The sequence below is a fragment of the Mesorhizobium sp. ESP-6-2 genome, from assembly GCF_020164675.1.
Classification (GTDB): domain Bacteria; phylum Pseudomonadota; class Alphaproteobacteria; order Rhizobiales; family Rhizobiaceae; genus Mesorhizobium.
Map to the genome: position 1 here is coordinate 292,262 of NZ_JAIUGT010000006.1, position 14,138 is coordinate 306,399.

Sequence of the window (14,138 nt, forward strand, 5' to 3'; positions counted from 1 at the left end):
GCCGGAGCCGTCAGCTTGCCGCCTTGACCGAGACGCCGGGGCCGACCGCGATCTCGGTGCCGTTGCCCAGCACGGCGATGAGGCCGCTGCTGGCAAGGCGCACGGACGCGACGGTGCCTGTCGTGTTGCCGTCGGCGGACGTTATCGAGCGCCCGATCAGCGCATCGGCCTGCGACAGCGCCGAGGACTGCATGATCTGGTCCAGCTTGGTATTGGTCTGCACAGACTGCTCGACCTGCGAGAAGGTGGCGAGCTGGGCGACGTACTGTGTCGAATCCATCGGCTTGGTCGGATCCTGGTTCTTCATCTCGGCGATCAGAAGCTTCAGGAAGGACTGGTAGTCGACAGCGGTCTTGGAGGTCTGCTGGCTGGCCTGATTGGCGCCAACCGGTATCGTCGTCGTCATGTCCACGGTCATCAGCGTGCTCCCACAGCCAGCGGACGCGAGGCGCCCGGAACGTCGTCATTGCCGCCAAGCGCGCGGCGTTCGAGCGGATAGAGCGACCGGATCGCCTTTAGTGCCTCGTAGATGTGATCCTCGCCGACCATGCGGTCGATCTGTTTCAGCGCACTGCCGATCTCGGCGTCCTCGAAACTTGCAAGCAGCAGCGGCAGGGAGCGGCGGAACATTTCGCGCGCCTCGCCGGCGCCAGCCGGATTCATCAGCATCACCTGCAGGATGAAATACAGCTGCTTGAGCGGCGTCGACGCGTCATCGGCCTGGATCACATGGCTTTCGAGCAGGAACTGCACGTCGTTCATCAGTTCGACGGTGACCTTGCGGTCGACGCGGATGACCGCACCGTTGATGTAGATCTTCTCGTTCGGCTTCAGCGATATCTTCAGCGTATTGGTCATTGAATGCCGTCGCGGATGATCTGGGATACCTCGATCAGTCCCTCGAAATTCTGGGTGCGGCCCTGGCGGATGTCTTCCGCCTCGCGCAGCAGCCAAAGGCCGATCGAAATCAGGTTGGCGCGCAGTTCCTTGGGAAGCGCGTTGTCGTTGGAGCCGAGATCCTCAACAAAGGCGGTCCAGACGCGGTTGGTGAAATGCAGCGCCTCCACTGCCTCCATCGAAGCCGGGCCAAGGGCGGCGGCCGCCGCCAGCATGTCGATCGAGCGGGTCAGCAGCTCCCGTTCACGGTCCTTCGCGTCGGCGACAGAGGTGCTCTGGATGTCGGCGTAGGAGAATTGGTACATCGTTGGCTCTACCGTTCCGGTTCAGAGTTGTCAGGTCAGGTAATTCAACAGGCTGAGCTGCTGGAGCCGCGCCGTCAATGCGAAGGAGGTCTCGATGTGCTGCGTCAGGTCCGCGACGCGGGTCGCGGCTTCGGCCGGGTCGACCGCTTCGAGATCGAGGATGTGGCGCTCGAACAGGTCGACCTGCGTCTTCATCCGGTCGACGGCGTCGGACACGCGCTTCTGGACGATGCCGGTTTCGGACTGAACCTGGCCGATGCCGCTCAGCGCTTCGCCAACCAGCGACTGCGAGCGGCCGACGATGGTGTCCTTCGCCGCCTGGCTGATGTTGGTCGACATCAGGCTGGAGACCATGGCCGCCGCCATGGCGAGCTTCTTGATGCCGTCGCTGTTGGCGCTGGTCGAGGTCGCGGTGGTTTCGTTGAGCGCGATGCGGCTGACGATCTGCTGGTCGGTGGCGTTCGACCAGTTGGCCTGCCAGCCCGAACCGAAGAACTGCGGCTCGACGTCGTTGGTGATGAAATCGTCCATCTGGGCCGCGGTAATGTTTGCCGCGGCGGGGTCATCCGGCGTGAAACCGAAATTGGCGACGAAGGAGGCGTCGAAGGCGGCCTTGGCGGGCGATCCGGCCGCGGTGAAATCGTTGATCGGCTTGACGTCGGTGTTGGTGCCGGCAAACAGATACTCGCCGTTCACGCTGGTGTTGAGGATCGAGGCGAGCTGCTGGACGGCCGTCTTGCCGGCCGACTGGGTGAGGTTGGCGGAAGAATCGCCCGACGTTGAGGTGGTCAGGCTCGACAGCAAGGTCTGCGCGACGCTGGAGAGCTGGCCGAGCGAGGTCTGCGTCGAGGAGAGCCGGGCGGCCACCAGGCCGTTGGAATCGATAATGACATTGAGCCGGTCGAGATCGCGCGAGAAGGTGACGGACTGGGCGGTGCGTCCGCCCAGCGCCAGGCCGACATCGGCGACCCTGCCGGTCGAGGACTCCTTCGTGGCTTTGACGAGCTCGGCCTGCATGCGCATCTGCTGATAGCGCATGGCGTTCGAGAGAGCGGCCGAAGAGACTGAGGTCATGGATTATCCCACCGCGCTGAGCAGAGCCGCCAACATGTCGTCGACGGTTTTCATCATTCGGGCCGATGCCTGATAGGTGTGTTCGAGATCGAGAAGCAGCGACATTTCCTGGTCGACATTGACGCCGGTCGCGTTGGACAGCGCCTCGGCGCTGCGCGACGCCAGGGCTTGCTTGGCGTCGGCTGCGGTCGAAGCCTGCTGGCGCACGCTTTGGAGCCAACCGATCGAATTGGCGGCATAGTCGGCAACGCTCGACGTCGCCGAAATCCCGGCGGCGGGGTCGAATGTCATCGGCTGATCGAGCCGGTCGCCATAGGCGACCAGAAGGCTGGAATAAGAGGCCCCGCCAGTGTTGACGACATAAGCCGCGCCGTTGGCGCCGCCGTCGCGCAGCAGTGCCGGATTGCCGCCGGCGCTTGGATCCATGGCGGCATTGACGCTGATCGTGCCGGCAAGGCCATTGACCAGCGTGCCAGCGGCCGGCACCGCCGGCGCGCCTGACCAGGTAAACAGTCCGGCGGCGTCGGGCATTGACGGCGCGGTCTCGGCAAAGGCCGTGATCAGGCCGCGCGCGGTCTCGTCGAGCTGACTCTGCATGGTCGAGGCGACGCCATCGCGCAATTGCAGCAAACCGGCAAGCTTGCCGCTGGCGCTGGTGTTGCCGCCGGTTCCCGCCGAGATCGGCACGTTATCGATGTAGATGGCATTGCCGACGGTACCGGCGCTGTAGCCGGAGGACGGGGCGAAGCTGACCGTGCGCGGGATGGTTTCGAACAGCGTCGTGCCGTCACCCGTGGTGATGACCATGTCATTGTCGCCGCGCGTGAAGGTCGAGACCGGAACATAGTCCGAGATCTTCTTCAAAAGCGCGTCGCGCTGGTCCAGCGCATCGGAAACGTCGGTGCCGGAGCGCGTGCCTGATATGACAGCCTGGTTGGCATCCTGGAACTGGCTGAGCAGCGAGTTGAGATCGTCTACCGCGGTGGCGATCTGGCCGTCGGTCTGGGTGCGAAAGTCCTGAATGGCCCTCGAACCTTCGTTCAGGGAGCGCACGACCTGCTTGGCCGCGTCGATAACGCTGGAGCCGAGATTCTGGTTGGACGGCGAGGTGGCATAGAGCTGCAGCGCCTGCTGCAAATTGCCGATCGCGGTCGAGGGAGAGGACGCATTGTCGACGCCATTGACCGAAACATCCAGCTGATCCAGGCCGCTATAGAGCGCGTTCTGGCCGCTGTACGCCGACAGGGCGCTGAGATTCTGGCGGAAGAGCAGGTCGTTGGCTACGCGCTGGATATCAACCGAGCGCGCGCCCGGCGCCGTGCTGGTGACGACGGCGATGCGGCGCGTATAGTCCGGATTGGAAGCGTCGGCGACGTTGCGCGAGACAACGCTGGTTTGCCGAGCGGTGTTCATAAGCGCGGATTGGGCGATGCTCAATGCGGTGGAAAGCGACATGCGGGTCTTTCACGGGCGTTGCCCGGTTTTATCTCTTCAGGTTGACAAGGACGTCCATCAGGTCGGAACCCGTCTGGAAGACTTTCGAATTGGCGGTGTAGCTGCGTTGCGCCGCGATCATGTTGGTCAGTTCCTCGGCGATATCGACGTTCGAATTCTCGAGCGCGCCGGAGATGATGGAGCCGAGCTTGCCTTCATTGGCAAAGCCGACGCGGACCGCGCCGGATTCGGTGCCCTGCGAGTACACATTGCCGGGCAGCGCGGTGAGCTGGTCGGGACTCTGCACATCGGCCAGCGGAATCTTGTAGAGCGGCTTGGTGGAGCCGTCCTTGTACTGGGCGTAGATGGTGCCGTCCTTGCTGATCTGCACCTTGTCGATGGTGCTCGGCGCGTTGCCGTTGACCTGGGCGTCCGAAACCGTGAAGCCGGTGCCGAGCTGGGTCAATGCCGACAGATCCAGCGAAAAGGCGCTGCCGTTGGGCACGGTGAGCGAGACGCTGTCGACGGCGCCGGTGAGCTTGCCCGTGGTCGTGTCGAAGGTCAGGTTGGCCGAGCCCAGCGCGCCGCCGGCGTAGGGGAATGACGTTCCGGCGGTCGCCTTCGACTGGTCGAAGACCGACACCTGCCAGGTGCCGGCGCCGGTGTTGCTGAAATAGACGTCGAGCAGCTTCTTGTTGCCGAGATTGTCATAGGCGACCATCGAGGACTTCGAGGTGTACTGCGCGCCTGCGGCGTTGGTGGTGGGCAGGTTGCCGGCCGCGACTGGCGTCGCGCCTGCGGGCAGGTTGCCGCTGTAGAGACCCTCGGTGCTCGGGGTCGCGGTCATTCCCTGGTCGGAGATGACGACCGGGACCAATCCTTCAAAACCGTTCACCGTCGCCGCCGGCACGCCATTTTCGTAGCTGTAGGCCATCAGCTGGAAGCCGGCCGAGTTGACCAGCCTGCCCTGTCCATCGGGAACGAAGGCGCCGGCGCGGGTCAGGAAAGGCGTACCGCTCGGGTCCTGAACGACAAAGAAGCCGTCGCCGCTGACGGCAAGATCGGAGACAGAGGTGGTGTATTGGAGCACGCCGGGATCGCTGACCGCCTGCCGGATCGTGGTGGTGATGCCGCCGGAATTATAGGCGCCGCCCGTCGAGGGCATGACCAGCGTTGAAAATTCGGCGGAGGACCGCTTGTAGCCGGTGGTATCGGAATTGGCGATGTTGTCGGCTGTCGTCGACAGACGGTTGGCCTGCGCGTTCATGCCGGAAACGCCGGTCCGCATCATCCCGTAGAGGCTCATCGAAATGTCTCCGCAATGTCCATGCCACTGGCAGCGAGGCTACGCGTCCTGTCTTGCGCGAGGCTGGCGCGGCGGCGCATCAGAACACCAGCCGGTAGCCGAGGAAGCGCTTGGAATCGATCGGATCGGTGCCCAGCTTCTCGCGCAGCTTCTTGCGCAGCTTGCTGATGTGACTTTCCACCACGTTCTCCTCGACCTCTTCGTCGAAGATGCCGTAGATGGCGTTGAATACTTGGGTCTTGGTGACGCGGCGGCCGCGATTGCTTGCCAGATATTCGAGGATGCGGCGCTCACGGCGCGGCAAGGGAAGCGGCTGGCCATCGATTTCAGGGTCGCGGCCATCCATGAAGATGCGCATGGCGCCGATCTCGGTAAAGGCGGCATCCTCGTTGGCGCGGCGGCGGATGGCTGTTATGCGAGCCAGGATCTCGCGGATATGGACCGGCTTGCGGATGACGTCATCGACACCGCTCTCGAACAGCCGCAACGTGTTTTCCAGCGAATGCTGCTCGCTGAGAGCAATCACCGGGGCTCCGGTGCGGTCGCGGATCTGGCGCGGAGAGATCGCGCCTTCGCGGCAGTCGCCGATGAGGAAGGCCCGGACCGAGCGCAGATCGGCATCGGCGGCCGAGTTCACCCACTCGCCGAATTCGCCGGAAGCGAAGCCGGCGCAGGCGATGCCCTCGCGGTCAAAAAGTGAATTGTATCCGTCTGTCACGAGCTCTCGCTCGTCAACGATAACGATCATCGGCCCCGCCTCCGAATCAGCTCATCTGCCCCGTGGGGAAAGCCGTATCCGCTGGCAGGAATCCTGAACAACCATCATTTCTTGTAACTAGTTTCTTGGGAGTCCGGAATCGCATCGGTTGCATTAGCGTGGGGTGAGATATGCTTCGTGCTCCAAGTCCCGGCCAAGTCGAAGCGCAACGCCGAGACTTTGCGACTGATTGCATGAGATGCAAGAATACGCTCATGGGTTGCAGAACGTGCGGGCGTTGCCGGTCCATTTGCCGAAGCCGGTGGCCACCATGTTTGATATCACGCGGCAGACATAGACCTTCTGCGCCGGGTCGTTGTCGGGCCCGGCATGATAGCGGGCGACGGCCATCGACCAGGTCACGTGACGGGCATGAAGGCTGGCCAGGAAACGCGCTGCATAATCGACATTCTGACGCGGATCGAGCATGTCCTCGACGCTGCGGAAATGCGCGCCGTGGTAGTGGTGATTGATTTGCATGCAGCCGAGATCGATCAGCATCTTGCCTTCGCGTCGGGCATTGGCGAAAGCGGCAAGAGCTTCGGCGCGGCTTGTCGGGAAGACCGCTTTTCCTTCTATATTCAATGCGTTCGGCTGCAAGCTGCCCTTCTTGCCGGTCTCGGTCAAGCCGACGGCATAGAGGATGCCGGCCGGCACGCCATAGCGGTCGGCGGCGCGTAGGATCTCCGGTTCGCAAGCATTGGTGGCGGCAGCGGCGGCACCCGCGAGACTAGATAAAGATATCGCCGCCAGCGCGCTCGCGAGAAGGCGAAGCGGGGCGGCCGTGTGTTTGCGCGTCATCATTGTGCCTTCCCGCGGATTGCTGGCCCGGTTGCTGGCCGCCGGCGCCGCTGTTGCCGCCGCCGGAATTCCCGGGTTGAAAGGACGACTGGTCGCGGCCCACTGCCGTCTGCAAGGATGCGGTTGCATCAGTGCGGGTCGTTGCGGGGACCGCTACCGAAGGTTGCAATACCATGACCTTGTCAACCTCAAAGCCGAGTCCGCGCAGGGACTTGACGATGGCATCGCTATCCGAGGACAGCCGGTGGTAGGCGTCATGTGTTTGAGGCTTCAACTCAATCGAAAGTTGTTCTCCGGAGAGGCGAAGATTGGCGGTGACCATGCCAAGCTCGGCCGGATGAAGTTCGATCTTCAACACATGTGTCGCGGCGGCAACAGGGCCTGTCAGTTGCGCGGTTGCGGAGCTTGTCGAAAGTGCCGTTTTCGGGCCGCCATCGGCTGTTATGGCGCCAATCACGTTGAGGGCCGCCTGGCTCATCGGCGCCTGCGGCGGGGCAGGGAAGCTGCGCTCGGAGACCACGTCGATGCGCCCTGCCGCCGACAGTTGTTTTCCGGGCCCGGACCGCAAGGAGGACTGCACATCGGCGATGGACTTCAGCTGTGGTGCCGCCTGCTTCGGATCCACGTCCGGCACTTCGGCCGGCGCTGTCTCGGGCAGCGGCCCGGCCGCGATCGCATTGTCGCGTTTCGGCGTGCCGGCGGCTTCGCGGATGGACTGGCCATCGAGCTTGGTCAGTGACCCATCGACGAGCGATGCCCGCTCGGGCTTCGACATCGGCTCGGGATCGTCATGCCCGGCGGCGGATTTCGGCCGGTCGGCTTTCGGCAGGAGCTGCCCGTCGAGCGCCGGTTCCTGCCCGGTTTCGCTCGTATCGGCCGGCCTGGCCGATGTCGAGAAATGGCGCAGGTCATGGAACGCGATCAGCAACGGCAGATGGTCCTTGAGCCGCATCGTACCTGTCTCGGCCGCTGCGCCATCGGCGTCCTTGTCCGCGGTGTCCTTGTCCGGCTCGGCGGTCTTGTCGTCCCTGGCTGTTTTCGCGGCCGGCATTCCGCTGGATGGGATCCTTGCCTTGCCAGCCGGCAGTGGCTCGTCCTTCTGCCCGGCAGTGCCGGCGGCAAGCCTGCTCCAGCGCTCATCGCGCGATCCGGCCCCGGCTGCCGGATGCTTGTCCGGGTGGGCCGGGCCGGCCTTGTCGTCCAGCATCTTGCCGAAATCCGTGTCGTCATTCTTCCCGGTCGCCGCCGGCTGTTCCGCCGTCGTGCGCGCGGTGGTGATTCCCGGCAGCGCCGGACCGAGGCTGGGGGTCATTTCGGAGCGGCTCCAAGCATCTGGTCGATCAGGTCGAGCTGTCGACGAGTTTTGACCATGGCGGCATCGGTCGGGTCTGACGTGTCGGTGCTGGCCGCGGCCGCCGGCGCCGATGCCGGCAGGACAGTTGCCGCATCGTCCGGAGCCGGCGCGTTCGGCGCAGCTGCCACTGCATCGCCGGATGGCGCGACGGCCGGCTGTTCGGAGACAGCACCCTCGACGGGCGGCAATCCGGCGGCGTCGGCGGCCTGCGCGGCGGCAGGCTCGGGCTCGTGCGATGGCATGGCCTCGGCAGGCGCCGGTCTGGCGGTCGGAAGGGAAGCGGGCGGCGCCACCACTTCGCCGGCGATGGCCTCGGCGGCGTCGAGCAGCGCGCGGTCACCGTCCGACAACCGGCTGCGGTCGATCTTGCCCAGCTTGGCGCGCACGTCCTCGATGGTACTCGATGTCACGGTGGACAGGCTTGAGTAGAGCAGGGCACGCGGATCGCCCTGATTGGTGTTGCCGTCGCGGCCTTGCTCGGCCCGCGCCGAGGCGAAGGCGGACAATTCGTTCAGGCCATCGATCGCGGCGCGGCGTGCGATGCGAAGATAAATGACCTTCTCGCGCTCGGGATCCATCATCGAGGTGATATCGGCCAATTTGTCCTGGCTGATCGACATGTGCAGCTCAATCACGCCCGAGACGAAGGAGTCGGCGAACTGGCTGGCATAGGGCGAATAGAGATAGCGCTCGACATATTGTGTGGAGGCAAGCGCAAAGCGCGCCGCGTCGCGCTGCGCGACCGCAATGCCGACCGAGCGCCGCAATGCCGCCTCCTCGACCAGCGTCCCGGGGCCGAGCAGTTTCGCCTCGTCGAGCAACACCAGCGCCGCGGCCGGCTGGTCGCCGGCGAGCAGCGAACCCTTGACCAGGGCAAGGAAGGCGCCCAGGTCGCTGGGCTCCGCCATCGGATCGACAGGCTTCAAGGCTTCGATGGCCTCGCCGGGGCGGCCGTTCAGGTAATCGATGACGCCCCTGGCAAGGGCTAGGTCCCGCGCATCGGCGGCGGCGCGCGATACGGCCGCCTCGACGGTCACCGGGTTGCCGCCGCTCATGCCGTAGACCAGCAACGCGCGAAAATTCTTCGGATCCTTGAAATCGTCCTTGTCCGCCTCGCGCAGGCGCGTATCGATCATCTCCAGCAGCTTGGACTGCATCGGTAGCGCGGCGTGGTCGCCGACGGCGATACGGTCTTGAATAAGCTGCAGCGAGCGCACCAGCTGGTAGGGCTGCAACGGATCCTGGGCGAGGGCGGCCGTAGGCTGGCCGGCCAACAGCAAAAGGCCCATCAAGCGGCTGGTGAAGACCGCCCGCCTCATCCGCCGGTCGCCATCAATATCTCGATGCGGCGGTTCACGGCCGACAGCGGATCGGCGGGGTCCTTCGGCTGGCGGTCGGCGAAGCCGGCGACCTCGGTGATGCGGCGTTCGTCGACGCCACCGCGCACCAGCATGTAGTACGCCGAATGCGCGCGCGCCGTCGACAGCCGCCAATTGTCGTAGCCGGCGCTGCGGAACGGCCGCGCGTCGGTGTGGCCATTGATGCTGATCGTGCCCTTCTGGCTGTTGACGATGCGGCCGATCTTTTCCATCGCCAGCACCAGTTCACGGCGCGGCATCGCCGAGCCGACCTCGAACATACCGAAGTCGAGCTGGTCGGTGATCGAGATGACGACGCCCTTGTCGGTGGCTTCGACGGAAACCCCATCATGCAACTTGTCGCCAGGTTTGAAGGCATCGGCCAGTTGCTGCCTGACATCGGCCGCAGCTTTGAGCGCGGCTGCACCCGGCGCCTTTTCGCCGGTGTCGGGCTTGGCGGCCTGGGCGGCCTGGGCGGCGGCAACCTTGGCGTCCGCGAGCCCGGCAGCGCCGGCTTTCGCATCACCCGCCTCGGCGATTGCCGATATGGGTTTGCCGTCCTTTGCCAGAGGTTCAAGCGGCGCCGCGATGACCGGCGGCGCAGGCGGCACGGCCTTGACCTTGGCGACCTGCGCCTCGGCGGCCTTGTCACCGGGTTTCACCGGATCACCTTCGATCCTGGCGCGCTGCGCGCTGGCCTCGGCGCCTGGCGAGGCGACCTGCTGAGACCAAAAATCAGGCTCGAACGGATCGCGATAGGAGGCGCCGCCGGAAGCGCCCGTTGCCGGGCCGGCACTTTGCGCGCCGCCATCGCCCTTCTGGCTGACGTTCTGCATGACGCCGGTGTTGGTGGCGATTTCCGAAAGCACCGCGTAGGGATCCGCGAACAGGTGTTCGTCGGACTGCTCCGACTGCTGTGGCTCCTGCTTTTCCTTTTTGGGATCGGATGAACCCGCGCCGCCGGTTCCGTCCTGTCCGGCCTTGGTGGCCGCCTCTTCCGGATTGTCGGCGGTCAGCCCGATGGCGCGGGGACCGTCGCCGAGATCTTCCAGGCCCTTGCGGCTCGACGTGCGGTCGACCAGCTTCACCGGGTTGAAATAGCTGGCGACCGCCGCCTTGGTCTGTTCGTTGGCGGCGTTGATCAGCCACATGACCAGGAAGAAGCACATCATGGCCGTCATGAAGTCGGCGAAGGCGATCTTCCAGACGCCACCGTGATGGCCTTCCTCGTGGTCGTCATGGCCGCGACGCACGATGATGATCTCGTGCCTGCCCTGATCGGCATCGGCGACGCTCATGCCAACACCTGGGAGAGCGTTGCCGCCCATTCGGCCATGCGCGTCTCGAACACCGCTTCGTCGATGGAGACCGTGAGATCGAAGCCGGGAGCTTCGATGAAGTCGAGATTGGCGGCGCGCGCTCCGAGCGATGCCTTCAGCGCTTCGAACAGGGAAAGCGGTCCGCGAACGACTATGCGCACCGCTTCGCCATCGCCGACCGCTTCGCGGACCGCACCGGCAAGCGCTTCAAGCGAGCGCTTTTGCAGGTCGTCACTGACGATGCCGCCGATGATGCGGGCAACCGTGGCGGCGACGAGGTCCGTCACGCGCGCCTCCATGGCATCGATGCGCAGCGAGACCGCCTCGCCGACATCGCCGCCGAAGCTCTCGAGAAAGGCCTTCGCTTCCTCGGCATTCGCCCGGCGTTCAGCGTCCATCGCTGCTTCGTGGGCAGCCGCAAGCCGTTCGCCAAGCGCTACCTCCGCCTGGGCGACCGCTTCGGCGATCAGCGTGCCGATATCGGCTTGCGGCGCGGCTGCTTCCGGTTCGTGCTCGGCGGCGGCCTTCGGTTGGCTGACACGTTGCGGGCGCGTGCCGAAATCCGGCAGGAGATCGAAAAGGGCTAGGGAAGGCATGGACTACACCGCAACTTCCTGGGCCGCCCATTTGCGCAGGATCTGCGCTGTGCGCTCCTCGTTGAGGTCGACCATGCGGGCAAGCCGCTCCTGCGGTGCGGGCCTGATCTTCTGGCGCAGGTCGTCGAGCGGCGTGGAACCGGCCCGCACGCCCGGCAAGGTGCCGACCGCCGAACCGGCTTCGGCGGAAGCCGTGCCCTCCGGCGTCGGCAGCGAGCGCTGGACCTCGTCGAAATTGGGACCCGCTATGGCCGGCGTCGCCTTTGCTGTCAGGGCCGCCGCCATCGGGCGCAGGCCGAAGAAGGCCACCAGGAACACCACGACGATGAAGGCGCCGGCATTGATCAGCGTGCCGACATGCTGGCCGACGGAATCGAGCATTCCGGCCTGCGGGACCGCCTCGCCGTCGAGCCCGTCGATGAACTCGACCGCCGAGACGTCGATGACATCGCCGCGCTTGTCGTCGAAGCCGGTGGCAGAGGTCACCATCTTCTGGATGTCGGCGACGCGCTTGGCGATCTGTTCGGGTGTGGCGTCCTTGCCCAGGATCGCCTTCAGCCGATCCTGGTTGACCACCACGGCGATAGACATCTTGGTGACGCTGTAGCCGTTGGAGACGGTGGCGATCTTCTTGGAGTTGATCTCGTAGTTGGTGATCTCTTCCCTGCGGTCGTTCTGCGAGGAGGATTGCGGACCCTCGGTGGCGGTCGTCTGCGTCTCGGGCAGGTTCTGCTCGACGCTCGCCGGAGTGGAGGCCTGCTTCTGGTTGTTGTTCTCGTTGGCGCGCACCGACTGCACCGAACGCTCGACGCGCGACTCCGGATCGAAGATCGTCTCCTCCGTCTGGCGGGTATCGGTGTTGACGTCGGCCTTGACGCTGGCGCGGAAATTGTCCGGGCCGAGATAAGGGGTGAGGGCGCGCCGGATGTTGTCGCCGATCTGCGCCTCGACGGTCTGCTCGACGCCAAGCGTGCGGGCGGCACTTGTGTTGGAGGGATCATCTCCCGCCGCCAGCAGATTGCCGTTGGAATCGAGCACCGTCACCTTGTCGGCCGACAGGCCGGGAACGGCGGCGGCGACGAGATGGCGGATCGACATGGCGCTTTTCTCGGCGTCGATGCCGGCGTAACGGATGACGACCGACGCGGAGGGCTGCTGCTCGTCGCGGCGGAAATTGGCACGCTCGGACATGACGATATGGACGCGCGCAGCCTTGACGCCCGCGATCGACTGGATGGTGCGCGATATCTCGCCCTCCAGCGCGCGCACACGCGTGATCTGCTGCATGAAGGAGGTCAGGCCGAGCGAGCCGACATTGTCGAACAGTTCGTAGCCGGCATTGGCGCTGGTCGGCAGGCCCTTTTCGGCCAAGAGCATGCGCGCCTGCGCGGTGGTGCCGGCCGGGACCAGGACCGAGGTCCCGTCGGAGCCGACGTCGAAGCCGATGCCGGCCTCGCCCAGCACGAGGCCGATCTGGTTCACGTCGGCGCGGTCGAGCCCGACATAGAGCGTGTCGTAGGCCGGACGGTTGAGATAGACGGAAGCGACACCGATGACGCTCATCACCAATGCGGCGATGCCCGCCAGCATGGCGAGGCGCTTCACGCCAAACCCGCGGAGATTCGCGATGATGCTCTGGATCTGTTCCGGCACGGTCGACTACTCCCAGCATGACTGTCCGCTGGAACACTAGCCCTCGAAGCTTGTGCGAAAATGAAATCGGGCCGCGCTCGGCGCGCGGCCCGTCAACCTTGAGGTGAAGACGTCGAGCGGGCGGTCAGCTCTTGAACAGCGACAGGATCGACTGCGAGGAACTGTTGGCGATCGACAGCGACTGGATGCCGAGCTGCTGCTGCACCTGGAGCGCCTGGAGGCGGGTCGATTCCTTGTTCATGTCGGCGTCGACGAGCTGGCCGACACCGCGGTCGATGGAGTCCATCAGGCTCTGCGTGAAGGTCTTCTGGAGATCGATCGAGCTCTTGGCCGAACCGAGGATGGTGGCGGAATCGGTCAGCTGGCTCATGACATTGTCGATCTTGGTAATCATCTGGGTGATGATGTCGTCGGTCACGCCCGCCGCAGTGATGTCGAGATTGTAGGCGGAAATGTTGTCGACCTTGGCAACCGCCCCCGCCGCGGTCTGGCCGGCGGTGTTGGCTGCGATATCCGTTGATCCACCCGCGATCGATGCCGCATAGGCGGTGTCATATAGGGTCTGCGCGGCCGCGGTCGAATAGACCGATGTCTTGCGGTCGAGAATGCCCTGGTTCTTGACGTCGCCGGCGAGACCGGAATCGAAAAGCTTGGTGCTCTCGACATCGATGTCGATCGTCCCGAGTTGGACGGCGCCGGATGAGGTGCGGTTGAACGAGGACACGATCTTGGAGTCGGGCTGGACGCCGTCATTGGCGGCCGACACCTGCTTGGAGATCACCGACAGGAAATTCGAACCGGAGAAGGTGGCGGCGTCGGCAAAGGATTTCATCTGCGCCTGAAGCGCCGTGATTTCGGTCTGCGTCTTTGCCTTGGCGGCATCCGTCTGGCCGACGGTCGAAAGCAGCTTGGTTTTGATCTTGCCGATCGTGTCCAGCACATTGTTCATGCCGGTATAGGCGGTGTCGACCTTCGAGGCGCCGAGGCCGAGCGCATCCTGCACGGTCGAGAGCGCCTGGTTGTCGGATCGCATGGTGGTGGCGATCGACCAGTAGGCGGCGTTGTCGGAGGCCTCGGAGACGCGATAGCCCGTCGAGACGCGGGCCTGTGTCTGCTCGAGCGACTTGTTGGTGGCGTTGAGGCTTTGAAGTGCAGTCAACGCCGCAGCGTTCGTCATGATGCTCGCCAAGAAACTCGCTCCTTCTCTAAGCCGGCATGCCCACAGGCCTGGTCGGCCTGCCCATCGGCTGCGATCGTGCCGGTCGGGCCGATTCGACAACCTGT

14 protein-coding genes are annotated in these 14,138 nt (G+C 64.7%); all 14 read right to left on the reverse strand.

The genetic code is table 11. From position 1 onward, the window contains the following. Positions 1 to 10 precede the first annotated feature (10 nt). The 14 genes from flgD to LB532_RS18425 all read right to left on the reverse strand — a co-directional run bounded on the left by flgD (position 11) and on the right by LB532_RS18425 (position 14,043). Positions 11 to 418 (reverse strand): flagellar hook assembly protein FlgD, encoded by a 408-nt coding sequence (gene flgD, locus LB532_RS18360; RefSeq protein ID WP_140496234.1) that lies wholly within the window; start codon positions 416 to 418, stop codon positions 11 to 13. Beyond that, the gene (gene flbT, locus LB532_RS18365) at positions 418 to 858 is read right to left on the reverse strand and encodes a flagellar biosynthesis repressor FlbT (protein ID WP_140496233.1); all 441 of its coding nucleotides are present in this window, start codon (positions 856 to 858) and stop codon (positions 418 to 420) included. Before flbT ends, flgD begins: the two co-directional genes overlap by 1 nt. Next, positions 855 to 1,202, reverse strand: coding sequence for a flagellar biosynthesis regulator FlaF (gene flaF, locus LB532_RS18370; RefSeq protein WP_140496232.1), 348 nt, complete (start codon positions 1,200 to 1,202; stop codon positions 855 to 857). Before flaF ends, flbT begins: the two co-directional genes overlap by 4 nt. A gap of 30 nt (positions 1,203 to 1,232) precedes the next feature. After that, positions 1,233 to 2,276 (reverse strand): flagellar hook-associated family protein, encoded by a 1,044-nt coding sequence (locus LB532_RS18375; protein ID WP_140496231.1) that lies wholly within the window; start codon positions 2,274 to 2,276, stop codon positions 1,233 to 1,235. 3 nt (positions 2,277 to 2,279) lie between these two features. Further along, on the reverse strand, positions 2,280 to 3,731 hold the full coding sequence (gene flgK / locus LB532_RS18380) for a flagellar hook-associated protein FlgK (protein ID WP_140641594.1): 1,452 nt from the start codon (positions 3,729 to 3,731) through the stop codon (positions 2,280 to 2,282). Between the two features lie 28 nt (positions 3,732 to 3,759). Continuing rightward, positions 3,760 to 5,016 carry a flagellar hook protein FlgE gene (locus tag LB532_RS18385; protein WP_224557035.1) on the reverse strand — a complete coding sequence of 419 codons (1,257 nt, stop codon included), beginning with the start codon at positions 5,014 to 5,016 and terminating at the stop codon, positions 3,760 to 3,762. Between the two features lie 79 nt (positions 5,017 to 5,095). Further along, the gene (locus LB532_RS18390) at positions 5,096 to 5,764 is read right to left on the reverse strand and encodes a response regulator transcription factor (protein WP_140549660.1); all 669 of its coding nucleotides are present in this window, start codon (positions 5,762 to 5,764) and stop codon (positions 5,096 to 5,098) included. 222 nt (positions 5,765 to 5,986) lie between these two features. Further along, entirely contained in the window at positions 5,987 to 6,574 is a 588-nt protein-coding gene (locus tag LB532_RS18395) for a transglycosylase SLT domain-containing protein (protein WP_181169433.1), read from the reverse strand. Continuing rightward, positions 6,504 to 7,886, reverse strand: a complete 1,383-nt coding sequence (locus LB532_RS18400) for a flagellar hook-length control protein FliK (protein ID WP_140641592.1) — start codon at positions 7,884 to 7,886, stop codon at positions 6,504 to 6,506. The genes LB532_RS18395 and LB532_RS18400 overlap by 71 nt, the downstream gene beginning before the upstream one ends. Continuing rightward, positions 7,883 to 9,247, reverse strand: coding sequence for a chemotaxis protein MotC (locus LB532_RS18405; RefSeq protein WP_224557038.1), 1,365 nt, complete (start codon positions 9,245 to 9,247; stop codon positions 7,883 to 7,885). Before LB532_RS18405 ends, LB532_RS18400 begins: the two co-directional genes overlap by 4 nt. After that, the gene (locus LB532_RS18410; protein ID WP_140641588.1) at positions 9,244 to 10,584 is read right to left on the reverse strand and encodes a MotB family protein; all 1,341 of its coding nucleotides are present in this window, start codon (positions 10,582 to 10,584) and stop codon (positions 9,244 to 9,246) included. Before LB532_RS18410 ends, LB532_RS18405 begins: the two co-directional genes overlap by 4 nt. Then, entirely contained in the window at positions 10,581 to 11,201 is a 621-nt protein-coding gene (locus tag LB532_RS18415; protein ID WP_140641586.1) for a hypothetical protein, read from the reverse strand. Before LB532_RS18415 ends, LB532_RS18410 begins: the two co-directional genes overlap by 4 nt. A 3-nt stretch (positions 11,202 to 11,204) precedes the next feature. Then, the gene (fliF, locus tag LB532_RS18420) at positions 11,205 to 12,854 is read right to left on the reverse strand and encodes a flagellar basal-body MS-ring/collar protein FliF (RefSeq protein WP_140641584.1); all 1,650 of its coding nucleotides are present in this window, start codon (positions 12,852 to 12,854) and stop codon (positions 11,205 to 11,207) included. 124 nt (positions 12,855 to 12,978) lie between these two features. Next, positions 12,979 to 14,043 carry a flagellin gene (locus LB532_RS18425; RefSeq protein ID WP_140641582.1) on the reverse strand — a complete coding sequence of 355 codons (1,065 nt, stop codon included), beginning with the start codon at positions 14,041 to 14,043 and terminating at the stop codon, positions 12,979 to 12,981. Positions 14,044 to 14,138: the final 95 nt, after the last annotated feature.